At 39.9% G+C, this 25,321-nt stretch carries 13 protein-coding genes; 4 read left to right on the top strand and 9 right to left on the bottom strand.

The window, feature by feature from the left end:
- Positions 1-13: 13 nt before the first annotated feature.
- From BN1354_RS08055 to BN1354_RS08015, 9 genes are all read right to left on the bottom strand, one after another.
- The gene (locus BN1354_RS08055; protein ID WP_045088942.1) at positions 14-3,232 is read right to left on the bottom strand and encodes a SusC/RagA family TonB-linked outer membrane protein; all 3,219 of its coding nucleotides are present in this window, start codon (positions 3,230-3,232) and stop codon (positions 14-16) included.
- 406 nt (positions 3,233-3,638) lie between these two features.
- The gene (gene trxB, locus BN1354_RS08050) at positions 3,639-4,580 is read right to left on the bottom strand and encodes a thioredoxin-disulfide reductase (protein WP_045088943.1); all 942 of its coding nucleotides are present in this window, start codon (positions 4,578-4,580) and stop codon (positions 3,639-3,641) included.
- A gap of 118 nt (positions 4,581-4,698) precedes the next feature.
- A complete protein-coding gene (locus BN1354_RS08045) occupies positions 4,699-5,343 on the bottom strand; it encodes an outer membrane lipoprotein periplasmic chaperone LolA1 (protein WP_045088944.1) in 645 nt (214 codons plus the stop codon).
- A 106-nt stretch (positions 5,344-5,449) separates the two neighbouring features.
- On the bottom strand, positions 5,450-7,933 hold the full coding sequence (locus BN1354_RS08040; protein WP_053826797.1) for an FtsK/SpoIIIE family DNA translocase: 2,484 nt from the start codon (positions 7,931-7,933) through the stop codon (positions 5,450-5,452).
- An 86-nt stretch (positions 7,934-8,019) separates the two neighbouring features.
- Positions 8,020-8,238, bottom strand: coding sequence for a hypothetical protein (locus BN1354_RS08035; protein ID WP_154904838.1), 219 nt, complete (start codon positions 8,236-8,238; stop codon positions 8,020-8,022).
- A 144-nt stretch (positions 8,239-8,382) separates the two neighbouring features.
- Positions 8,383-8,883 (bottom strand): thiol peroxidase, encoded by a 501-nt coding sequence (tpx, locus tag BN1354_RS08030; protein WP_045090764.1) that lies wholly within the window; start codon positions 8,881-8,883, stop codon positions 8,383-8,385.
- A gap of 118 nt (positions 8,884-9,001) precedes the next feature.
- Positions 9,002-11,827 carry an excinuclease ABC subunit UvrA gene (gene uvrA, locus BN1354_RS08025; RefSeq protein WP_045088947.1) on the bottom strand — a complete coding sequence of 942 codons (2,826 nt, stop codon included), beginning with the start codon at positions 11,825-11,827 and terminating at the stop codon, positions 9,002-9,004.
- Positions 11,828-11,836: 9 nt separating this feature from the next.
- Positions 11,837-12,811, bottom strand: coding sequence for a lytic transglycosylase domain-containing protein (locus BN1354_RS08020; RefSeq protein ID WP_053826796.1), 975 nt, complete (start codon positions 12,809-12,811; stop codon positions 11,837-11,839).
- A gap of 220 nt (positions 12,812-13,031) precedes the next feature.
- A complete protein-coding gene (locus BN1354_RS08015; protein WP_053826795.1) occupies positions 13,032-14,240 on the bottom strand; it encodes an esterase in 1,209 nt (402 codons plus the stop codon).
- Positions 14,241-14,570: 330 nt separating this feature from the next.
- Between BN1354_RS08015 and BN1354_RS08010 the strand changes: the two genes are divergently transcribed.
- From BN1354_RS08010 to meaB, 4 genes are all read left to right on the top strand, one after another.
- Positions 14,571-17,549, top strand: a complete 2,979-nt coding sequence (locus BN1354_RS08010) for a PEP/pyruvate-binding domain-containing protein (protein ID WP_053826794.1) — start codon at positions 14,571-14,573, stop codon at positions 17,547-17,549.
- Positions 17,550-17,666: 117 nt separating this feature from the next.
- A complete protein-coding gene (locus BN1354_RS08005; RefSeq protein ID WP_053826793.1) occupies positions 17,667-23,555 on the top strand; it encodes an alpha-2-macroglobulin family protein in 5,889 nt (1,962 codons plus the stop codon).
- Between the two features lie 206 nt (positions 23,556-23,761).
- Complete coding sequence (locus BN1354_RS08000) at positions 23,762-24,145, top strand: DUF1573 domain-containing protein (protein WP_045088952.1); 384 nt, start codon at positions 23,762-23,764, stop codon at positions 24,143-24,145.
- Positions 24,146-24,228: 83 nt separating this feature from the next.
- Positions 24,229-25,320: a methylmalonyl Co-A mutase-associated GTPase MeaB gene (meaB, locus tag BN1354_RS07995; protein ID WP_053827245.1), complete on the top strand. Its 1,092-nt coding sequence runs from the start codon at positions 24,229-24,231 to the stop codon at positions 25,318-25,320.
- The last annotated feature ends 1 nt before the right edge of the window (position 25,321 follow it).

The raw sequence follows: 25,321 nt of genomic DNA, 5'->3' as shown, positions 1-25,321 counted from the left end.
TTGTTGTTATTGATTAAAAGTTAATATTCAAACCAACAGAAATAACCTTGCTAAGTGGGTATAGTTTACCGTTACCCCAGTCTCCACCAAGGAGTTCAGGATCAAATACACCTGTAATCTCTGATAAAGTCAAAAGGTTATCACCTGAGATATAAAAACGTACATTCTGCATACCAGCTTTATTAACAATACTGCTTGGTAAGGTATATCCTAGTTGAATATTCTTAAGTCTCAGATATGCTGCATTCTGCAGATATCTTGTTTGTGTGTACTGGTTCTTTCCTTCGCCTGAGAAAAGTGGTCTTGGATAATATGCATCTAAGTTTGCTCCAAGAGGGTTGTCTTCGTCACGGAAGAAATCCCAATGCTCTTCGAAGGCGGTTGATTGCCACATACCTCCTGAAGCACCCCAGAAATATGGTCCGCCAAGCATATAGTCTCTTTTTCCTACTCCCTGGAAGAATACTCTTAAGTCGATTCCTTTCCATGCTGCATCAAGAGTAACACCAAACTTATAGCGAGGAATGCTGTTGCCAATTATGGTCATATCTCCATGATCATCAAGAGTGTTAGCTCCATTGTTTACAACACCATCGCCATTCAGGTCTTTATACATAACATCACCAGCAGCCCAGTTACTTCCCCATACAGGTCTGTTGTTTTCTAAGTGGGCTTGCATCTCTGCATCAGATTTTGCAATTCCTTCTGTTGTATAACCCCATATTTCACCGTTCATACGACCGTTATACCATGTACTTAAGCTATAAGTATCATTTGGATAACGAGTAATTCTTTGCTGGTCATCAGAAAGTACAAGCTTCACACCATATGAGAAATCCTGGATCATATCTCTCCAGTTAACCTCAAGCTCCCAACCGTAAGACTCCATGTCTGCGTTGTTAACTCTTGGAACGCCTGTACCTAAGATAGAAGACAATTCTGGTGCAGGTCCAATCATATCCTTTGTTGTACGGTTAAAGACATCAAATGCACCTGTAAAACGTCCATTGAGTGAGTTCCAGTCCAAACCAAGGTTCCAAGACTGAATAGTTTCCCATGTCATTAATGAGCTTACAATTCCAGGAGCAGAAGAGATGTTTGGTTTTCTGCCATCAACTAACCAATTACCTGCACTTGAACTAACAGGCATTGACAGGAAGAATGGATACCAACTGCTTGTATTCATATTTCCAAGCTGACCCCAAGATGCTCTTAGTTTAAACATGCTTATTTTGTCAGCAAGTGGAGCGAAGAAATCTTCATGAGCCATATTCCATCCAACAGAGAATGAAGGGAAAGTACCCCATCTCTTATCACCAACGAATCTTGAAGATCCGTCACGTCTTACGTTAGCTTCGAAAAGATATTTTTCTTTGTAGTTATAGTTTAATCTGCTGAAGAAACCAAGATTTGCCCAGTGTCCGTACCCGCCAGAGATACTTGGTGTCGGATTGGTAGCAGTATTAAGTGTTGGAACCAGAGGAGTTATTAAGTCCTGTTTTGAACCACCCAGGTTTCTTGTTTTCATCAAGTCGATATTTGTACCACCCATTACAGTGAATGTGTGAGCATCAGCAAGAGAAAAAGTGTAGTCTGAGTATACATTTACAGAAGCGAAGTTGTCTTTAGTAGCACCTTCATAAATGTTGGATTTGCCTGCGTCACCACCTTGCCATGGAGCAGCAAATGGCTGATTGTTTGTATCATATCCATAAATAGGCAATACATCCCAGTGGTTAAAACGATTGATTGTATTGTAGTTACCTTCTGCTCTGATATACCAGTCTTTTACAGGTTCAAATACAAACTGTAGCTGCTGGTACAGATAATCTTTCTCGCTTTTATCAACACCACCATCTCTCATCTGAAGGATTTCATTACCTTCATGATAGTGACCATTAGGGTCAATTACAGGGTTTGTAGGCCAACGTCTTGCAATGTTATGGAAGAACAGGCCAGTCATATAAGAAGGTCTTGAATACTCTTCACGTACCCAACGACTGCTGTAATTCAGAGTTACCCAATCTGCAAGTTCTGCAGATATCTTTCCATTTATAGAATAACGGTTGAAATTGTCTTTTCCATGACGAATCAACCCATTCAGATCAAGGAAGTTCCCACTTATTAAATACGTTATTTTATCACTACCACCACTAACACTCATATTGTGTTCCTGTGATGGTACCCAGTCACGATACATTTCAGCAAACCAGTCAGTGTTTGCATTAGCACCACCGTACAGAAGCCATCTGTTATTGCTTCCTGCAGTAGTTCCATACATTACGGCGTCTCTGTTTCTGTCAGTCAGCTCACCTGTGAATGTTCCATTCTGGTAAGCCTGATAGTCAAGTATGTTCTGCAGTGCCTCTTCAGAGAAAATAGCTCCCTGTCCCGAATTTCTTGCAGCTTCGTTGAAGTACTGAGCAAATCTGTATGAATCAAGCATCTTAGGTACCTGATTAGCATCTGAAAAACGGATATTAGCCTGATATGAAATACTTGGCTTCCCGCTCTTACCTGATTTAGTCGTTACAAGAATAACACCAAAAGCTGCACGTGCACCATAAATAGATGAAGATGCAGCATCTTTCAGTACAGAGATACTCTCAATATCAGCAGGGTTGATTGCATTAATGTTTCCTTCTACACCATCAATTAAAATAAGAGGTGATGAGTTGGAGCCACTTCCAATTGTACCTGCTCCACGAATATTAATAGACATCTGGCTGTCAAGTGTTCCACCAACTCCACTGGATTGTGTCAAGTTCAATCCCGGTATAACACCTTGAAGAGCCTGGGATACATTCTGTACAGGTCTTGATTCTAATGATTTTGAGTCGATAGCAGATACAGATCCGGTAACGTTCACTTTTTTCTGAGTACCGTAACCTACCACTACTACCTCGTCCAGAAGTTCTGTGTCTGTTGCCAGAACAATGTCGATTGTTGTTCTGCCATTAACCGGAACTACCTGTGTTCTCATACCAACATAACTGATTTGCAGGTTTCCACTTGCCGGCACATCAGTTAGGGTATAATTACCGTCAATGTCGGTAACAGTACCACGAGTCGCATCACCTTCAACGATAACTGTCGCCCCGATAACTTCGAAGCCGGTATCATCGGTAATATTACCACTCACGGTAACTGTTTGTGCAGAGATTGTTAAGGCGAAGAAGCTCAAAATAAGAGTAACAAAGCTTCTGTAGCCTAATTGTTTGCATTTTTTCATTTCATTCTCGCGTTTTTAGTTTATTACTAGTTGATTAATCAATTAATTTAGTATATAAATTTATATTTCCAACTTAATAAATAATGAGAATTTAAAAAATAGGACTAATAAATTAAATATATAAACACAAAAGTAAAATAAATATTTTTATTAATAAAATGGAATGAGTATAAAAGGCATAATTAATAAATAATATTAATAATAATTATGGTTATATCTTATTTAATTAAAGATACTTGTATCGAGAATAGTTTTATAATTGCGGCTCTTCTCAATTAATCCATATTTAACACAGATTGTCATTTAAAAAGTGTGTAATTAAGGTATAGACTCAGGTATAAAAAAATGCCTCCGACTAATTAAGCCGGAGGCACCAATAATTTATGGTTTTCTCAACAAGTGAGTATTATAAACCTTTTTCGCTCAGATAACGTTCTGCATCCATAGCTGCACGGCAACCCGTTCCTGCTGCAGTAACTGCCTGACGATATATAGGATCTGCCACATCACCACAAGCAAATACTCCTTCAACATTTGTTCTTGTGTATGGATGCTCAGTTTTAATGTACCCAACATTATCGAGTTCGATATAATCTTTGAAAATCTCTGTATTAGGTTTGTGACCAATGGCCAGGAAAAATCCATCAACTGCTATATCCACCTTTTCCTCATCTGCTTCACCCATCCTTTTAACAAGATGAACTCCTTCAACGCCATTATCTCCAAACAGACCTACTGCATTATGCTCAAACAATATTTCAATCTTTGGATTATTCATCACTCTGTCCTGCATAATCTGAGAAGCGCGCAGATATGGTTTTCGAACAATCATATAAACCTTGTCAGCAAGACCTGAGAGGTAAGTAGCCTCTTCACATGCAGTGTCGCCACCACCTACAACTGCAACCTTTTTCTTTCTGTAAAAGAAACCGTCACAAGTAGCGCATGCAGATACACCCTGACCTGCATATTTAGTCTCATCTTCTAGTCCCAGATACTTTGCAGTAGCACCTGTGGAAATTATAACAGTATCAGTTTCAATAACCTTTTCGTTATCAATAGTCACCTTCAGAGGACGTGTCGAGAAATCAACAGCAGTTGCTCTCCCTGGTAATACTTTAGCACCATATTTAATAGCCTGCTTTTTGAAGTCCTCCATCATGGCCGGGCCTGTTACACCATCAGGGTAACCTGGATAGTTTTCTACCTCAGTTGTGGTTGTTAGCTGACCACCTGGTTCCAGACCCTCATAAAGTACAGGGTTCAGGTTTGCTCTTGCAGCATAAATAGCCGCAGTATAACCTGCCGGTCCTGATCCCAGGATCAGTACACGAACTTTTTCATTCATATTAATTTCTTTATTTTGATAGTTTATTTATCTCAAAGATACTACTATTCCATTATATCTGAAACAGATATTACATTAATCTATTTATATTAAATGGAAAATATATAGTGGAAATCAACTACCTGAGATCCACAATTTCAACACCGGGATGATTGTTTTTATTGAAAGTAAACTCACTGTCGTTATACTTGAAGTTATCATTGTAGTCTGTGATATCTATCTTGGTAAGCAAATCATTACTCATGGTTAAAATTACCTGAACAAGACGATTGTTGGTTTTGTCAACTGCGACTGATATCGACTTTATATCACTGTTTACTGCAATTGGGTTCATATCTATCGAATACACGCTCTTTCCGTTAACAGTTTTTGTTACAGGTGCTTTCAATGTATATCCCTCTTTATATATACTTAAAAGTGCTACAGGACTAACAGTGGCCAGTTCACTCTCTGTAGGGTTGCTTATATTTACTTCATCAACATCTTTAAGTAGTACCCATTGAGTAGTTCCGTCAAACCATATAATCATATCTTCCATCTCAAGTCTGAACTTGTTACCTTTAATGAATGCTTCCCCTTTTTGAGAATCAAAATCATTTGATCCAGCCTCACCCATAGCAGAGGTGAACGATAATTTAATACCATCAGACAGCATGTATGCTGAGTGAGTTTTATCAAGTATAGCTCTTGACTGTGATGAGTCTTGCGCAATGGCGATTACTGTAATTGATAAAACCAGAAGTATTGATGCTAAACGTTTCATATGAATAATATTAATTATTTAGTCAGTCTTTTATACACAATTCATAATTATATAAATGTACAATACTGACAGGAGAATCAGTTTTCGGTTTAATATCAATTAAGCATTAATTCAATGAATCAAGCAGCTTTTCAAGTGAATACTCGTCCTGAATAAATACTTCACGCGGTTTACTGCCCTGTGCCCCGCCCACAATTCCGGCTGCTTCCAGTTGATCCATTAGTCGGCCGGCACGGTTATACCCAATCGAGAACTTACGCTGAATAAGTGAAGTTGATCCTTGCTGATGTACAACAATTAATCTAGCCGCCTCTTCAAACAGCACATCCCTATCGTTCAAATCAACAGCACCTGGAGCTGCTTCTGCATCCGAGATCACTTCAGGCAGAGGATAAGCAGCATCATAGCCCTGTTGTTTTCCTATGTATTTAGTTATATCATCCAGCTCAGGTGTATCCACAAATGCGCACTGAATACGTGTCAGCGTACTTCCCTGTGAGAAAAGCATATCACCTCGTCCAATAAGCTGGTTGGCACCACTCATGTCGAGTATAGTGCGGGAGTCGATTTGCGATGTTACACGGAAAGCCATCCTGGCAGGGAAGTTAGCCTTGATTGTACCGGTTATAATATTTGTTGTAGGTCTCTGTGTGGCTATAATCATATGTATACCAACAGCTCGTGCCTTTTGTGCAATACGGGCAATTGGCATCTCAATTTCTTTGCCGGCAGTCATAATAAGGTCACCAAACTCATCAATTACCACAACAATATATGGCAGATATCTGTGACCATTGTTTGGATTTAACCTCCTGTTTATAAATTTCTCATTGTACTCCCTGATAGCACGTACATGAGCTTTCATGAGCAACTCATAACGATCATCCATCTCCTTTGTAAGTGAGTTCAGAGTCTGTGTCACCTTTGAAACATCTGTGATTATAGGCTTATCTTCATCCGGAAGTTTAGCAAGATAATGGTTTTCTATAATAGAATAGATGTTGAACTCAACCATCTTAGGGTCTATCAGAACCATCTTCATCTCAGCAGGATGCATTTTATATAGCAGAGAGGTGATGATCGCGTTTAGTCCCACCGATTTTCCCTGCCCAGTAGCACCTGCCACCAGTAGATGAGGCATCTTGGTAAGGTCAAAAATAAAAACCTCGTTGGTAATTGTTTTACCTAATGCAACAGGAAGCTCATAGTTACACTCCTGATATCGCTTGGATGATAAAACAGAATGCATAGATACAATCTGAGGGTCCTTGTTTGGCACCTCAATGCCAACCGTTCCTTTCCCTGGCATGGGTGCAATAATACGAATTCCAAGTGCTGATAAACTTAATGCAATATCATCTTCTAGATTCCTGATCTTGGATATTCTTACACCTGCCTGTGGAACAATCTCATATAGTGTGATGGTTGGTCCAACTGTTGCTTTTATCGAAGTTATCTCGATTCCGTAGTTTCTGAGCGTAGAGATGATTTTGTCTTTATTCTCATTCTGCTCAGCCATATTTATCTCCCTGTCACCTGTATTGTAAACCTTCAGAAGATCGAGTGTCGGAAACTTAAACATCGAAAGATCCTTTTTAGGGTCATATGCCTCCTGGTTTCCATTCGTAATAAATGAGAGGTCTCTTTTATTCTCTTTATCATCATCTGCAGGCAGAGAATCTGTCTCATCATCTTTTGGAACGATGATTTCAAAGTCATCATCCTGCTTAACCACATATTTGGGTGATAAGCTTTCAGGAGTTTTTGTCTCTGTTTCAATTGGTTCCTCTATCTCTTCTTCAGGACTTGTCTCTTCCTCTATGTCGGTACCGTTATTTGAAGAGAGCTTTTCTTTGATCGAACTGAATAGTTTTGAAAAAATGCCCGGTTTATTTTCTTTTTCAGGCAAATCAGGTTCAATAGTTGCTTCTGATTCAACAGATTCTTCAAACTTCAAAAATGAAGGCTTGTTATCCACAAGCGTCTGCTGAATTTTATGCATATTACTTCTTCTAACAGTCACAACAATGATAACTATAAAAAGAATTATCAGCAGTATTATACCTGGCCAGCCAATACTGCTCTCCAGGAATCGTTCAATCTCAATACCGTGGGCTCCTCCCCATTTTACATGTGAGTCAGGAAGTATATTGTCAAGAATAAATGCACTTGAAATGGATCCGCATATCAATCCAAATGCCGTAGCAAACAGTGCCTTAATAAAAGAAAACTTTGAAACCCGCATCAGACGCAGGCCAATATAAATAAAGAAGATTGGTATTAGTGAAGAGAATAACCCGAACCAGTCGTTTACAAGTCTTTCAGCTATAAAAGCACCACCTGCGCCTGTCCAGTTGTCCACCTCAAGGTTAGATGATCGGATAAGTTGCCAGAAAGATACATTGAGTACCTTGCTCTGATCGGCAGCACCGGTAAAAAAGAATGATATAATTGCCAGAAGCATGAAGATTCCGACAAAAGCTACAATAACTCCCAATATAAATTGAGTACGCTCACTTTTAAACAAATGAATCCAGTCAGTGCGTTTTTTTTTGGACGGGGAAGTTCTTTTCCTTTTTCTTTTTACCATATATTGGTGAAAGTGTTATCTGTAATTGAAAGTACAAATTTAGGAAAAAGAAACTTAGTTTAAAAGGATTAACTACTCAATTCATGTCACTTGCTCTTTTTTCCAAAAAGATAAACACCTGCAATTAAAGCAACAACTCCAAGGCCAATCTTAACATAGGCCATCTCTTTAGCTTTATTGTCTTCTGCGCTTAACTCAATGCCCAGAATATCCACTGAAGTTGAACTTGAGCCAAGATCTCTTATACCCAGATATCCCAGTACCATAGCTCCAATAATCAGAATAAGACCTAATGTTCTTTTCATATTTACATATATTAAATTAGTTTCTTGCATTTTAAACGCTAATTTCAATAAGATTGTTTATTTTTGCAGCTTCTATTTAAAAAGCGAAAGGTCCGCGAATCACTTCGCAGACCTCCCTTGTTAACACAATCTTCATGAAACAAACTACACTATCGAGTTGATTGCAGAATTATAATCCGGCTCTTGTGCAATCTCAGGAACCAGTTCTGTATATACTACTTTCCCTTCCGGATTTACAACTACTACCGCTCGGGCAAGTAGTCCCTTCAGCGGGCCATCAGTCATAAGAAGGCCATAATCTTTACCGAAAGATTCATCGCGGAAGTTCGAAAGAGTAACTACATTTTCTATGCCCTCTGCAGAGCAAAATCTTCCTGCTGCAAATGGCAGGTCGGCAGATATTCCAAGTACCACTGTATTGTTGAGAGCAGCAGCTTCTTTATTGAAACGTCTTACTGAAGCAGCACATGTGCCGGTATCCAGACTTGGGAAAATGTTGAGTACAACATTTTTTCCTCTGTAGTCAGAAAGTTTAACTTCATTAAGTTTGCCATCAACTAAACTAAAATCGGGAGCTGTATTTCCCTTCACAGGAAGTTCTCCGACCGTAGTCACAGGGTTGCCTTTAAACGTAATATTTGCCATTATTTTATATTTTCTTAATTTATAATTGTTCTTAATAACAAGTGATTTCAAAATAGTAAACAAAGAGTCTGTATAATTGTTCACGTTGGAACAAAATTTTTTTACTCTGTCCGAATTTTTATTGCACTAACTCTTCTCTCAGGTAAACAGCAGTATAGCTATCTCTATTTTTAACTATCTCTTCGGGAGTTCCGGTTGTAAGAATATAGCCACCTCTTTCACCTCCTTCGGGACCCAGGTCGATTATATAATCTGCACATTTTATTATATCAAGATTATGCTCAATTACTATTACGCTGTTACCCTTTTCAACAAGTTTATTGAGTACAGTTAATAATACTCTGATATCTTCGAAATGTAGTCCGGTTGTCGGTTCATCCAGAACATACATGGTATTGCCTGTATCGGTCCTGGCAAGTTCAGTGGCAAGTTTCACACGCTGACTCTCTCCGCCTGAAAGGGTTGTGGACGATTGACCAAGTTTTATGTATCCTAATCCTACTTCCTGCAATACCTTTATCTTATGCAGTATTGATGGCACATTTTCGAAAAATTCAACCGCTACATTTATTGTCATATCAAGTACATCAGCAATGGATTTCCCTTTGAATCGTACTTCCAGTGTCTCGCGGTTATATCGCTTACCGTGGCAGTTTTCACATGGAACCATTACATCTGGTAGAAAATTCATTTCAACTGTTTTATAGCCGTTGCCCTTGCATGTTTCACATCTGCCTCCCTTTACATTAAATGAAAATCTTCCCGGTTTATATCCTCTTATCTTTGCTTCCGGCATACCGGCAAAAAGATTACGTATGTCCGAGAATACACCGGTATAAGTAGCAGGGTTAGAACGGGGGGTGCGGCCAATAGGCGACTGGTCAACACTGACTACTTTATCCAAATGTTCTATTCCCTCTACTGACTCATATGGTAGAGGGTCTTTTAATGACCTGTAGAATTTCTGACTAAGTATTGGCTGAAGTGTGTCATTTATAAGTGTGGATTTACCGCTTCCCGATACTCCGGTTATACAGGTGAGTGTTCCCAGGGGAAGGGCTACTGATACCTTCTTCAGATTGTTGCCCGAAGCACCGATTATCTTTAGATAGTTCCCGTTTCCCTTTCTCCTGTTTTTTGGAATAGCAATTTCAAGCTTGCCGTTAAGGTAATTTGAGGTGAGGGTATTCTTTTTCAGCATCTCTTCAGGGGTGCCTGCAAAAACTACTTCTCCCCCTTTACGGCCTGCAAAAGGTCCCATATCAACAATGTAGTCTGATGCCAGCATCATATCTTTGTCATGCTCAACCACCACAACCGAATTGCCTGTATCACGCAGTTTCTTCAGTGAATCAATCAATCTGCGGTTATCACGCTGATGTAGTCCAATACTTGGTTCATCAAGAATGTAAAGCACATTTACAAGTTCAGATCCTATCTGTGTTGCAAGACGGATACGCTGACTCTCACCTCCCGATAGTGATGCTGATGCACGTGAGAGGGACAGGTAGCCCAGTCCCACATCAAGCAGAAACTGTAATCGCGACAAGATCTCTTTCTTTATCTCATTTACAATCAATCTCTGTTTTTCAGATACTTCTGTTACGGATTCAGAAAACCAGTTGTAAAGCGACTGTATATCCATATCGGCCAGTTCTGCAATGTTTTTTTCATTGATCTTAAAATGGAGGGCTTCCTTGTTGAGGCGCTGACCGTTGCATTCCGGACATACTGAGGTTGTAATAAACTGTCCAGCCCATTTCTGTGCAGTAGCAGATGCTTCATCTTCCTGCTGCATCTCGATATATTTGGTAACTCCTTCGTAAGAAACCATGTAGTTGGAGTTCCCAAGCGACTCATTCTTTATTTTCAGTCTCTCATTTGTTCCATATAGTATCTCATCAATAGCCTCCTCTGGAATGTTTTTGATAGCTGTTTTCAGGGTTACTCCATATTTTTCGCATATCGCAGCAATCTGCCAGAATAGCATATTGCTCTTCTCCTTACCCAATGGAGCAATTCCACCGGCTGCAATACTTAGATCAGGATTAGGTATTATCTTTTCAATATCCACCTGATCCAGTTCACCAAGGCCCTTGCAGCGAGGGCAGGCTCCCTGTGGCGAATTAAATGAGAAATTATGCGGGGCCGGCTCACTGTATGATAGTCCTGTAGTGGGACACATTAAACTGCGACTATAATGTCGTACCTCATCTGCTTCCACATCCAATATAAGAATCAGTCCGTTTCCCTGCTTCATGGCTGTTCTCACACTCGCTTTCAGCTTGTCTTCAAACTTATTTGACACCACCAGCTTGTCAATCAATATCTCTATGCTGTGGTTTTTGTAGCGGTCAACTTTCATTCCGGGTAGAATTTCCCTTATATCACCGTCTACTCTCACATTCAGATAACCCTTTTTACGTATCTGTTCAAATAGTTCCTTGTAGTGTCCTTTTCTGTTCCTCACAACTGGTGCAAGAATATAGATCTTCCTACCGATATATTTCTCAAGAATTAGTTCAAGAATCTGTTCATCAGTATATTTTACCATCTTCTCGCCTGTGATGTAGGAATAGGCTTCCCCTGCACGGGCATACAGCAGACGAAGGAAGTCATAAATCTCAGTTGTGGTTCCAACAGTCGATCTTGGGTTCTTGTTTGTAGTCTTTTGTTCAATTGAGATTACTGGGCTCAATCCTGTAATCTTATCTACATCGGGACGTTCAAGTTTACCTAAGAAACCGCGTGCATATGCTGAGAATGTTTCTATATAACGACGCTGGCCTTCGGCAAAAATAGTGTCAAAAGCCAGAGATGATTTTCCACTGCCACTCAGTCCGGTAACCACCGTCAGCGAGTCGCGCGGGATTGTTACATCTATATTTTTAAGATTGTGTACGCGAGCTCCGTACACATTTATAAGTTCTGTTTCAGATGTCATATTCTATATTCAGTCGACAACCCAGGCGGGATTATGTACTTTGGGTTTACCCCCTTTTTTATAGTACAGATCTTCCTCTGTAGGAATAAGTATAGTGTACTTCTTCCCGGAAGCATTATTAAGCTTGTCAGATCTTAGCCAAGAGTTGAAATCCTTTAATTGTGCATAAGTAATACCATGTTCACGGGCAAATGATACAAGGTCGGGTATTGTATTTGTAACATCTACCTTTTTAAACTCCATGGGCTTGTAAAGATGTTCCGGTTTTATTACAAAACCATATTGCTGCGGATTCTCAAAGATCTGTTTTATTGCAAGCATACGGTAGTAATAACGGGTGGTTTCCTCCACCAGCCACAAATCAAGTGCATCTTCTGCTTTCTGATTTCTCAGTTCATTTGTAATTCTTCCCTGTCCTCCGTTATAAGACATTGAAGCAGCACTCCATGACCCATATCTCCTATATGCATTTTTGAGATACTTGCATGCAGCAACAGTTGATTTTTCTATATGATACCTCTCATCTACTTCAGATCTTATTTCAAGTCCGTTTTCACGACCAGCCGTCTGTATAAACTGCCATAAACCAACCGCACTGGCAGGTGATACTGCTCTGTGATCAAGATTGCTTTCAATCACTGCAAGATATTTCATATCATCAGGAATACCTTCTCTCTTAAGTATCGGTTCAATAATAGGAAAAACGCGGTTTGCCCTCTTTATCAACAGCATTGTCGTTGAGTGGAAATAGGTGAAACTGTTCAGCTCCCGGTCCATTCTCTCTCGTTTATCATAACGGTCGAAAACAATCTCCTCACCCGCAAATGTCATTCTTTCAGGAATAGAAACTGAGGCTGTCATCGAAAGCACCTGAGGCTTTTCAATCTCAGTTTTTACCGGATCGTTTCCAGATGTCAATAAAACTACACTGGTCACAAGTGCGGCCAGTAGAATAACTAAGGAGAAAAGCAGTGATTTTTTCATTTTATTTCTTTCTTTGAGGAATCCATATCAATCATAAAAAAAGGATGCCGGAATTTTATATCAACTAACAAAGTTAGTCACTTTTTTGGAAATTAGGAACAGTGCTTATGGTTAATATGCTTATTTTATATCGGTTAATTATATCTGTTTACCACAAAAATGCCGTATGAAATAATTGTCATACGGCATTTAAAAACAGATATGTAAATTAGAAATTGATCTATTTAAACAGCATCGGAGCAAACTCAGTGAGGTAGATACGCCAGTTTCTCCATATATGGCCTCCATCACTTTCTCTGTAAGTATATTTAAATCCTATCTCATCCATTTTTTTAAAACAGAATGGGAGCTCCTGATATACAAAGTCGCTGTTTCCACATGCTATCCAGTAGAGCTTGAAACCATTTTTCTGCTGTACTTCAAGCTTCTTTACAAACTCATCCACGGCTTTTGCTCTCTCTGCTTCATCTGCAATCCTCACTGCCGAAATTGGAGGAGCTGAAAATACTCCAATATAATCGAAGGTGTTCTCATACTGGGCAGAGATTGCTGCTGAGTGTCTTCCTCCCATAGACAACCCTGCTATAGCGCGGTTGGCTTTATCCTTTTTAACTCTGTAATTGCTCTCAACAAAGTTGATTATATCTCCAAAACTATCTTCCATTGTAGCCACAGCTTCACGAGGTCCCCCTCCCATCGCGGGGTGGTACTCGCGACTTGATTCGCCTGGTGCAGAAGCATTCTGGGTATGTCCGTTGGGCATTACCACAATCATAGGTTTAGCCTTACCCTGAGCAATCAGGTTATCCATAATTTGTGCGGAGCGACCTAAAGCAATCCATGCCTCTTCATCACCTCCTGAACCATGAAGGAGATAGAATACAGGATAGGTCTCGTTACTGCTTTCATAACCGGGAGGAGTGTAAATTGTAATACGTCGTTGTTCTTTAAGAGTTGGACTGTCATACCATCTTCTTGTAACTGATCCGTGTGGCACATCTTTAACTATATAGTAATCTGCATGACCATCACCAATGATAAACTGACTGGTAACAGTTGCCACATCACGTATCATGAAAACATTTGCAGGGTCAAGAGTACGAAATCCGTCCACATAAAATGCGTAACTGTAAAGTTCAGAAGGGAGTGGTCCTTCTGTTTTATATTCCCATATACCTTTTTCATTTATAACAAGTTCTGCTCTCCCGGGAGCTTCACTTATGCCTCTGGGGGTCTCTATTTTCAGAGGAGGGAGGAAATCTCCTGTAATCTCTACTCTTTCTGCATTTGGAGCATTTAGTCTGAAAGTAACACTGTTATCATCATGTATCTCGGGTGATATTATTGTTTCTCCACCCCATAGAGCTTGTTGTGCATAACAAGATGCACAGATTAATAGAGCAATTAAAAAGGTCGTAATGTTTCTCATATCTTAAATATTAATTGATATTATTGCAGATCTGCTTTATATTGGATACAACTTGTAAATATAAGAATTAATTTAATGTTTTATTACTTTTATTCTCATTTATTTCGATTGACTCATCAACTCCATTAGTGCTGTTTTCGAGCAATGAAGTTCTGCGCATTGTTCTGAAGAGTGTTGAGTTACTATTTCTATTGGTGAGTTTAGGCAAAGAATGAGATAAAACAATAAACGGTTCATTTTTTTAATTTATATTTGATTTCTGTTAAGTATCACCGTTATAAAGTACTCCGGTATGTTGTTGCAGGCAAGTTCTCAAGAAACTATTAAAATATGAAGTTCAAAACATCCAGTTCGGTTATTAAAGCTCATGATATAAGTCAGCTGAGATTCAGAGACACACCATTCGTGAAACTAATGAATAAGCGTATATATAATATTCTTATGGTTGCATCAAGATATGATATGTTTATTCTTGAAGATGATGGTCGTGTTGATGAACAGATCTTTAATGAATACACCTCACTTAATCTAAGGTATCCGCCACGGTTCACACAGGTAAGCAATAATAAGGAGGCTCTTGCTGAATTAAAGCAGAATCATTATGAGCTGATTATCTGTATGCCAAATATGGATACAGGTGAGACGTTTGTGCTTGCCAAGCAGCTTAAGAAAGATTATCCGAGTATCCCGGTGGTATTACTTACTCCATTCTCTAAGGCGGTAACACAGTCCCTAAGCAGAGAGGACCTTAGTGGTATCGATTATGTATTCAGCTGGCTGGGTGATACCGACCTGCTTCTGGCGATTATCAAGTTAATCGAGGACCACATGAATGTAGAACATGATGTGAAAACTGTAGGGGTTCAGACAATTATGCTTGTGGAGGACTCTGTTCGTTTTTATTCTTCTGTTCTTCCACTGCTGTATAAATTTGTTCTTTCAGAGTCTAAGGAGTTTTCAAAAGAGGCACTGAACGAACATTTGCAGATGCTTAGGATGCGTGGACGTCCCAAAATACTGCTTGCACGTAATTACGAAGAGGCTGTTTCTTATTACAAAAAGTATGGTGACAACATGCTTGGCGTCATTAGTGACATGAGCTTCAGTCGTAATGGGGTAAAAGATAAGCTGGCAGGAAAAAAATTGGGAGAGTGGATTAGAACTTATGATGTTGATATCCCTCTTATTTTCACATCTTCGGAGTCTCAGAACAGAGAGCATGTTAATGAGGCGGAAGATCTGTTTATTGACAAAAACTCCAAAACCTTTCCACAGGATCTTAGAAAAGCTATCAAGGAGAATCTTGGGTTTGGTGATTTTATAATTACTGATCCAAATACAAACAAGGAGATATTCAGAATCAGAAACCTTAAGGAGCTGCAGATGAATATTCGCAATATTCCTGATGATGCTCTCTATTACCACCTTTCTCATAATCACTTTTCCAGATTTTTCTATTCACGTGCAATGTTTCCCGTGGCTGAAATGCTCAAGAAGATTGATGTCTCTGAGTATGCCAGCATGCATGATGCTCGTGAACTGATATATGCCACTATTGTACAGTACCGCAGGATGAAGAATACCGGTGTTGTTGCTGTATTTGAGAAGGACAGATTCGATCAGTACTCAAATTTTGCCCGTATTGGTGATGGCTCTTTGGGTGGAAAGGGTAGAGGTCTGGCATTTATCGGTTATATGGTTAAAACTCACCTAGAGCTGAATAATCATCAGAACTTTCCGGTTACGACACCTAAAACGGTTGTTTTGTGTACTGATATTTTTGATGAGTTTATGGAGGCTAATGATCTCTATCCAATTGCTCTGGCCGACCGGTCAGATGAGGATATGCTCAATCATTTTCTTGCTGCCAAACTTCCAAAAAGGTTGGTGAGCGACTTCCTTGTGTTCTTTGAAGCTATTGAGTCTCCTATTGCCATCAGATCTTCTAGTCTGCTCGAGGATTCACAGTACCAGCCGTTCGCAGGTATCTATTCAACTTACATGATACCTTACGTGAGTGATAAGTATATGATGGTGCGACTTCTCAGTGATGCTATCAAAGCTGTATATGCATCTGTATTTTACAGAGACAGTAAGGCTTATATGGCGGCTACTCATAATCTTATAGATCAGGAAAAAATGGCAATTGTACTACAGGAGGTTGTGGGGTCACGTTATGATAATCTGTATTATCCCGCAATATCAGGAGTGGGCAGGTCGATAAACTATTATCCTATCGGCAATGAAAAAACTGAGGATGGCATTATTAATATGGCTTTCGGATTAGGAAAATATATTGTAGATGGTAATATTGGTCTCCGTTTTTCTCCGCTTCACACATCCAACATTCTTCAGCTGAGTACTATTGAACTGGCTCTGAGAGATACGCAAACCAGCTTTTATGCTCTCGATCTGAATTCTGTTACAAAGGATTTTAGTGTGGATGATAGTTTTAATCTGCTTAAGGTTCGTCTGAAAGTGGCAGAGAAAAGCGGTCCTTTGCGTTATGTTGCATCAACATATGATCCGCAGGATCAGATTATTCGTGAAGGGTATTATGAGGGTGGAAGGAAAATCGTTTCATTTGCCAATATTCTTCAGCATGATATGTTTCCACTTGCAGAGATTCTGGATAAACTTCTGAAAGCAGGACAAAAAGAGATGGGGAGACCTGTCGAAATTGAATTTGCAGTTGATATTGCTGATCAGAAACATGCATCATTCTATGTTCTGCAGATTCGTCCTATTGTCGACAGCAGAGAGGTGATGCATGAGAATCTTGAAAAGATAGACAGCAGTGATACTATTCTTATCTCCAGGAATGCACTTGGAAATGGATTGGTGGAAGATGTATATGATATTATATATGTGAAGACGGATACATTCAATGCTGCAAAAAATCCGATGATTGCACGTGAGATTGAACGACTCAACGCGGAGTTCCTGGCATCAGAAAAAAACTATGTACTGGTTGGTCCTGGCAGATGGGGTTCTTCTGATCCATGGCTTGGAATACCTGTTAAATGGCCTCATATCTCCCAGGCAAAAATAATAGTGGAGTCGGGGATGGAAAACTATCGCATCGAGCCCAGCCAGGGCACTCATTTCTTCCAGAACCTCACATCTTTCGGTGTTGGGTACTTCACTGTGAACCCGTTTCTTGAGAATGATGGTTTCTTCGATGTGGATTTTTTAAATGAACAAACGGCATTTTTTGAAACTGACTATATTCGTCACGTTCGCTTCGATAAACCTATAGTAATCAAGATAAATGGTAAGAAACGAATGGGTGTCGTCATGAAGCCGTGAAAACAAATTGTTTGAATGAATTGTTAAATTGATATATAATTTCAGTTGTCAATTTAAACATTCAATGAGGTTTATTAGTCCCATTTTCTAAGAATTCTAAGAAAACCCTTACCATTTATGAGAAAAGCTTACTTAATATTACTTCTGACACTGCTTGTCTCAGGAGTTTTTTCCCAGAACCGAACGGAAATGAACAGAGATAACTATGAAAAAGAGTGGGCTATTGTTGCCGATTTCGAAAAGAAATCACTGCCTAAATCAGCTTCAGAGCAAGTGGGACTAATACTGCAAAAAGCTATTAAGGAGAAAAACACTCCTCAGGTTATCAAAGCTCTCATACATGAGGGCAAGTATGATCTGTCTGTTGATGGTCAGAACGACTCCCTGATATTTAATAACCTTAAGGAGATGCTCGAGAAGAGCAGTAACAAGGTAGAGAAATCTGTTATTCACTCAATGCTGGGGGAGCTATATCTTCAATATTATCAGAGAGATCAGTGGACAGTTAACCAGCGCACCGAGCTGGGAGATTTTCTTCCTTCTGATATGAAGGAGTGGACAAGAAACAACTTTTATGATAGGATTACAGAGCATCTGAATGCCTCGATAACATCCGAGGATGAGCTGGTTGCCGTAAACACAGAACTCTATTCTGAAATTATTGAAACAGGAAAGGATTCTCGTCGCTTCTTCCCTTCTATGTATGATTTTCTCGCACGAAGGGCTATTGAATTGTTTAGACAGATTGATACAGATGAAGATCTGACCAGAACTCTTAAAAAGAAAAATATCTTACCGGAGTCTCTGTTTACACCTTCTGAGCAATTTATTGAAATCGACTTCAGCCCTAAATCTACTGAATACAACCTTTGGGCTCTTGAGACATATAAAAAACTGATTAGATCGCTATCTGCCAGAGGATTAAAGAACTCTGTACTGTTAACGGATCTTGATAGAATTGAATATCTTTCTCAATTGCAAACCACTTATGCTTCGAATATTCAACCACTATTCAGCAAGTTGCTTGAAGAGTGGGAGGGGAACGAGTTCAGTGTTGAGATTGTTGATAAAATAGCATCAATGAATCTATATGAAATAGGAGTCTCCCGTTCTGACAATTTAGCAGCTGATCAGAAAAAGGAAAAACTATATAACCTGCTTAATGAATATATAAACTGGTATCCTGATTATGAGCGTATATCTCTGCTGGAAAACCATTTGCAGCGGCTTACCAACCCATCTTTTACTGTGAGGGGAAACAGCACGTTCTCTATAAAAAAAGAGAAGAAGGTTAAAGCTTCCTACCGCAATCTGAAATCTCTCACTGCAAAACTTTACAGGATTGATTCACCTTTGGATATTCAGATGTCGCGTTCCGGTATTGGTCGTGGACTGGAAGGAAAAAGAACTTTTATCAGTGATATTGATATTCCTCTCAAGGATATTCCTGAGTTTATGGAGGGTGAAACTGAATTTAATATTGATATAGCTACTCCCGGTTCATATATTCTCACATTCTCATCAGATCCTGAAATTGAGAACAATGGCTGGGGTGATATATACTACTTTGCTGTCTCAGATCTTACAATATTTACACGTTCTGTATCTAAAAATGAGTATGAGTTTTTTGTTGTTGACAGAACTACGGGAGCACCTGTTAATAATGCCCTGGTAAAGGTTTATAATTTACCGGGTAACTGGCGAAATTCAGTGTTGACTGAGGTGGCGTCGCTGAATACCAATTCTGAGGGTCATGCAGCTTATGCTAATACAGCAGATGACAATAATATCTTCTTTCATGCTATAAAAGGTGATGATAACGGCTCATTCCTGAATCGTTTCCCATTTTCACATATATATTATACAGAAGAAATAGATATGGGTTCAGAGGTGGTTGAACGAACTGATATTTTTACTGACAGGTCGCTTTATCGTCCCGGACAAACTGTCTACTTTAAAGCAATATTATCCCGTTCGGCTGATGGAGTAGCTGCGGTTCTTACCGACAAGCAGGTTGAGTTTATTCTTCGTGATGCAAACAGCAGAGAGCTGTCGAAACAGCTACTGAAAAGTAATGAGTTTGGATCAGTTTCAGGTGAGTTTGTTTTGCCTCAGGGATTGTTGCCCGGCTCCTTCATAATTGAATCTGAAAAGGGTAGTGTCAGTTTCCATGTGGAGGAGTATAAGCGACCAACGTTTGAGGTTACTTTTGACAAGATAGAGGGAACTTATAAGTTTGGTGAGGAGATAGTTCTTAAAGGCAAGGCTGAGAATTTCTCAGGGATCAAACTGCAGAATGCTATCGTGGATTGGAGAGTTTCAAGAAACCAGTCATGGTGGTGGTCGTGGCGAAGCTCTCCCGAGCATTTTGCGGAGGGCGTTAGTGTCACTGATAATGATGGTCTGTTCGTGATCTCATTTATCCCTGAAAAACCTGACGGCGGAATATCTCCAAGAGCAATATACTCATTTGTTGTGGAGGCTTCCATCACAGATATAAATGGTGAAACACAAACAGGCAGTTATACAGTAACTGTAGGTGATATCTCAATGATACTACAGACAGAGATGCCTGACTGGTTTGATAAGGATGGTGATGATAATATTGTTATCGCTGCAAAAAACCTTGATGGTGCCGATATAGTTGCCAAAGGGAATTATCAGCTGTTCTCACTGCTGGAGAATGATTCAACAGATAGACTTATGTTTAGCGGTCTGTTTGAATCAGGTGTGCAGAAAGAGATTAAGGAGCAATTGTCAAAATTGAAATCGGGTAAATACAGGTTGAAGCTTGAATCTGAGGATGACAGGGGCAATAGGATAGAGGCTGAAAAGGATTTTGTACTTTACTCGGTTAATGATAAACGACCGCCAATAAAGACAAACAGTTGGTTCATTGAGAAGAACACTCTCTTTTCTCCTAATAAGAGTGCAGAGATAATCTTTGGTGTTTCGGAGAGGGTTAATTTGCTTTATGAATTATGGCAGGAAAAAACTCTCCTTAAAAGGGAGTGGATTCTGATGAATAACCAAAACCTTACATTCACATTTCCATACAGTGAGAGCTATAAGAATGGTCTCACGCTTATTCTTACTTATGTTAAGGATAGTGAGTTTTATTCACGCAGAGTGGAGCTTCGTCCTGAAAAAGAGGATGAGAAATTGAATGTACGACTTGATGTGTTCAGGGACAGGATTCGCCCGGGGTCTGAGGAGGAGTGGCGTATCTCTGTGACAGATTCAAAAGGTAGACCAGCTGTTGCTGAGTTGCTGGCCTCCATGTATGATTACTCGCTTGACAATATCTTCCAAACATACCCGTGGAATCTCTCAAATTATATGTTTGACCGCTACGGAACAATGAGCTCACTTGGTCAGGATATCTCTTTCAGCATTGAAACAGCAATGGGTAATTTTCAATTGCCAACGAAAAATGTAAAAACGTTTGAATTCGACCGATTCAACTGGTTTGGCTTCTCATTGTATAACTATGGAAGGATCATGTTTAGGAGCAGTACTTCAAATATCCTGAACGAAGGGGTGTCATTAAGGGTCGATGCTGCAGCTCCACAACCGGCTCCTTCAGAAATAGTGGGATATGCTGAACTAAAGACTGATTCTGATATTGAGAGTGAGGAGATGGCAGCGGGTGCTGCAGAGCAGAGCGATGCTCAGCCACAGGTTAGAAGAAACTTCAATGAGACTGCATTCTTCTACCCACAGCTTAAAACTGATGACAAGGGTGGGGTACAGATAGCATTTACTGTACCTGAAAGCAATACCAGATGGCGTTTCAGGGTATTGGCTCACGATAAGAGGTTGAGTAATGATGCAGCAGAGGCTTTTACTGTTTCACAGAAGGAGCTGATGGTGACACCAAATATTCCCCGTTTTCTGCGACATGGAGATAAGACAGAGATATCTGCAAAGGTCTCCAATCTATCTGACACTACTCTTGCAGTCAGCGTGAAACTGATTTTCTTCAATCCTCAGAATGATATTGAAACAGATGATATTGAACTGATGAATGGCAGTAGATCAATATCTCTTGAGAGTGGTGCATCTACCGATGTTTCATGGTCCTTTGTTGTGCCTTCAGATATAGATCTTTTGGGAATTCGTATAGTAGCTGAGAGCGCTCTTTTCAGTGATGGTGAACAGCATGCCGTTGCGATACTACCTGACAGGATGATGGTTATAGAGAGTATGCGTATGGATATAAATGGTAATGATAAAAAAAGTTTCACTATGGAGTCGCTTATTAACAGGGGTAGTGATACGGAAACAGACTATCGTCTGACTCTTGAGTTTACCTCTAACCCTGCATGGTATGCGGTGCAGGCACTGCCTGTTCTGGGACAGCCTGTAAGCGATAACGCCATATCCTGGTTTGCCTCATATTATGCAAATATCCTGGCATCTCATATTGGTAAAACCTATCCAAGAGTATCAGCAATGGTTGAAGCATGGAAAAAACAGGGCGGCGATGCAGAAACGCTTCTTTCTGATCTTGAGAAGAACAGTGAACTGAAAAATATTCTTCTGGAAGAGACTCCATGGGTGATGGAGGCTAAAAATGAGTCTGAGCAGAAAGAGAAACTGGCTCTGCTGTTTGATCTTAACAGGAGTCGCAATCTAACTCTGACTACAATTGATAAACTCACTGAGCTTCAGACAACAGAGGGTGGATGGAGCTGGTTCAAGGGATTTAATCCAAGTGTCAGCATAACTCAATATATACTGTATGGATTCAGTCAGCTAAAATCTCTGGGTGCAGTTGTGGTTACTGATGACCTGCAATCTATGAAGTCGAAGGCAGTAAGCTACATTGATGCTGAGGCATTAAGACGCTTTGAGAATCTTAAGAAATATAACAGGAACTGGAAAAGTATTAAAACGATCTCTACTGCTGATCTTGAATATCTTTTTGTGAGGGGTGCATACAGTGAGTTTCCAGTAGATGATCAGGTGGAAGAGATGACCGGTTTCTATAAATCGGTGATTATGAAAAACTGGTCAGCCTACGGTCTCTACGAACGTTCATTAATAGCAATACTGATGGAAAGAGAGGGTAACAGTGGTATTGTAAAAAATATACTTGATTCCTACCGTGAGCATGCAGTTATTTCTGATGAGCTGGGTATGTACTGGCCAAATAACCGTGCTAATGTATTTATGTCACAATCTGCAGTAACGGTACACACCTTCATTATGCAGGCATTTATTGCAGGTAGTGCCGGCAATACCGAAATGGATAATATGAAAAGATGGCTTCTGAAGCAGAAGCAGACTCAGATTTGGGAGTCAGCTCACACCACTGCAGATGCGGTTTATGTATTACTGAACAGTGGAAATGACTGGTTCTCCGACAGTGGCACAACTACAATCTCCTTAGGTGAAAAAATTATTGAAACGGATAAAGGTGAAGCTGGAACAGGTTATATTAAAGAGAGCTGGAGCGGAGGTGATATTACGACAGATATGGGTAGGGTAACAGTGACTCACATAGGTAATGCACCTGCTTGGGGTGCTCTATACAGGCAATATTATGAGAATCTTGACAGGATCAGTAAGAGTGATGGTTCTCTCGATATTGAAAAGCAACTGTTTGTTGAGGAGAGTGGTGCATCTGGTGTGCAGCTGATGAGAATTAGTGGGGAGAGACAGCTTAAGGTTGGAGATAAGGTGGTGGTGCGACTCACTTTGCGTGCGGATCGTGATTTTGAATTTGTGCATCTGAAAGATTTGCGTGCTTCAGCTTTTGAGCCTGTCGATCAGGTTTCAGGTATAAGCTGGCAGAATGGTATCATCTATTACAGAACCTCTAAAGATGCATCAACAAACTTCTACTTCGATGTGCTGCCACGTGGTACTTACGTTTTTGAGTACTCCGTTTACGTTACCCGTAAAGGTAGTTATTCAAACGGAATAACCACAGTTCAGTGTATGTATGCTCCAGAATTCACTTCTCATACAGAAGGGTTAAGAGTTGATATTGCAGATTAAAAGATAGCAACTATCGGTGCCACGCGGGAAGATGATGTTTGTTAAGGATTTTTGTACATAAGGAGTAAAATATATTTCTGATGCTGTGTCAAAGGGTGATAAAGTATTAGTAAAAAAATAGTTAATAAAAGAACTGTTGTTAAACAGAATTGTTATTTTTGTGTCAATTAGAAATTAAGATAAAATTATCAACAAAATATATTGCAATGAAAAAAGTCGGTTTTATTCTACTATTCAGCTTAATTATGACAGGATTAGCTTTTGCTCAAAAGCCTGCCATGGAATTTCAGAAAACAGAACATAACTTCGGTACAATAAAGGAGGAGATCGGAGCTGTTACAACTCAATTCACATTCAAGAACACAGGTGATGCCCCTATTATAATTCAGCGTGTATCTTCTTCTTGTGGCTGTACAACTCCAAGCTATACTCGACAGCCGATACTGCCGGGTAAGGAGGGGACCATTTCAGCGCAATATTCAACTGTGCGTCGTCCAGGTACTTTCAACAAAACCATAAGGGTTTATACTAATATTCCGGATACCGTTTATGTGCTTACTATCAAAGGTAATGTAACTCCGAAAAAATAATATTTCATTTTCGGATTGATAATACAGACCGAATGAAGTAAATTTGCAAATGACTTCATTCGGTTTTTAATTTTAATCATATGATGGAACATCCCGAGAACGACGAGAAATACAAAGGTTTGATTGTGAATAAAGGAGTAACCCAACCACCAAGTGTAAATCCATATCTTAAGAAGAGGATAAAGAGGAAGACTAATTCTGCAGAGGAGTATGTGGAAGGTATTTTGTCGGGTAACCGCACAATGCTAAGTAAGGCTGTAACGCTTGTAGAGAGCTCTCTGCCTGAGCACCACGAACTGGCGCAATCTATTATAGAGAAGTGTCTGCCACACTCAGGTAATTCAATCAGAGTAGGGATTACAGGAGTGCCGGGCGCAGGGAAAAGTACATCAATCGACTCATTCGGTATGCATCTTCTGAAGAATGGGCATAAACTTGCTGTACTGGCTATAGACCCTTCCAGTGAGCGTTCAAAAGGAAGTATACTTGGTGACAAAACAAGAATGGAAAGGCTTTCGGTTGAACAGGATGCCTTTATCAGACCTTCCCCATCTGCAGGTTCTCTGGGTGGCGTTGCAAGAAAGACGCGTGAAATTATAATTCTCTGTGAAGCAGCAGGGTTTGACTATATATTAGTAGAGACGGTGGGAGTGGGTCAGTCGGAGATTGCAGTTCATTCAATGGTGGATTTCTTCCTGCTGATACAGCTTTCAGGAACGGGTGACGAGCTGCAGGGAATAAAGAGGGGGATAATGGAGATGGCAGACGGTATTGTTATTAACAAGGCCGATGGTGATAATATTGCAAAGGCTAAGATTGCCAAACGGCAGCTTCAAAATGCACTGCATCTGTTTCCATTGCCTGAATCGGGGTGGACTCCTGAAGTGCTTACCTACTCAGGTTATTATAACATCGGGATTGAGGAGATCTGGGATATGATCGACCGTTATATAAAGTTTGTAAAGGATAATGGTTACTTCTATCAGAAAAGGAACGAGCAAGCTAAGTACAGAATGTATGAAACTATTAATGAGCATCTGCGAAACAGTTTCTATAATGATCCTGAAATTGCAGCACTGCTACTGAAGCTTGAGGATGATCTACTGCACGCGAGAAAAAGTTCTTATGCTGCAGCCAAGGAGGCTCTAGAAAGATACTCCCAGCTGCAGAAATAGG

The sequence above is a fragment of the Lascolabacillus massiliensis genome (assembly GCF_001282625.1).
GTDB lineage: Bacteria > Bacteroidota > Bacteroidia > Bacteroidales > Dysgonomonadaceae > Proteiniphilum > Proteiniphilum massiliensis.
The sequence above is the reverse complement of the archived record's forward strand: the minus strand, read 5'-3'. Positions and strand labels throughout refer to the sequence as shown.

Excerpts from the sequence above, each read along its gene's own strand:
- BN1354_RS08055 (WP_045088942.1), bottom strand. The coding sequence starts at position 3,232 with ATGAAAAAATGCAAACAATTAGGCTACAGAAGCTTTGTTACTCTTATT.
- trxB (WP_045088943.1), bottom strand. The coding sequence starts at position 4,580 with ATGAATGAAAAAGTTCGTGTACTGATCCTGGGATCAGGACCGGCAGGT.
- BN1354_RS08045 (WP_045088944.1), bottom strand. The coding sequence starts at position 5,343 with ATGAAACGTTTAGCATCAATACTTCTGGTTTTATCAATTACAGTAATC.
- BN1354_RS08040 (WP_053826797.1), bottom strand. The coding sequence starts at position 7,933 with ATGGTAAAAAGAAAAAGGAAAAGAACTTCCCCGTCCAAAAAAAAACGC.
- BN1354_RS08035 (WP_154904838.1), bottom strand. The coding sequence starts at position 8,238 with ATGAAAAGAACATTAGGTCTTATTCTGATTATTGGAGCTATGGTACTG.
- tpx (WP_045090764.1), bottom strand. The coding sequence starts at position 8,883 with ATGGCAAATATTACGTTTAAAGGCAACCCTGTGACTACGGTCGGAGAA.
- uvrA (WP_045088947.1), bottom strand. The coding sequence starts at position 11,827 with ATGACATCTGAAACAGAACTTATAAATGTGTACGGAGCTCGCGTACAC.
- BN1354_RS08020 (WP_053826796.1), bottom strand. The coding sequence starts at position 12,811 with ATGAAAAAATCACTGCTTTTCTCCTTAGTTATTCTACTGGCCGCACTT.
- BN1354_RS08015 (WP_053826795.1), bottom strand. The coding sequence starts at position 14,240 with ATGAGAAACATTACGACCTTTTTAATTGCTCTATTAATCTGTGCATCT.
- BN1354_RS08010 (WP_053826794.1), top strand. The coding sequence starts at position 14,571 with ATGAAGTTCAAAACATCCAGTTCGGTTATTAAAGCTCATGATATAAGT.
- BN1354_RS08005 (WP_053826793.1), top strand. The coding sequence starts at position 17,667 with ATGAGAAAAGCTTACTTAATATTACTTCTGACACTGCTTGTCTCAGGA.
- BN1354_RS08000 (WP_045088952.1), top strand. The coding sequence starts at position 23,762 with ATGAAAAAAGTCGGTTTTATTCTACTATTCAGCTTAATTATGACAGGA.
- meaB (WP_053827245.1), top strand. The coding sequence starts at position 24,229 with ATGGAACATCCCGAGAACGACGAGAAATACAAAGGTTTGATTGTGAAT.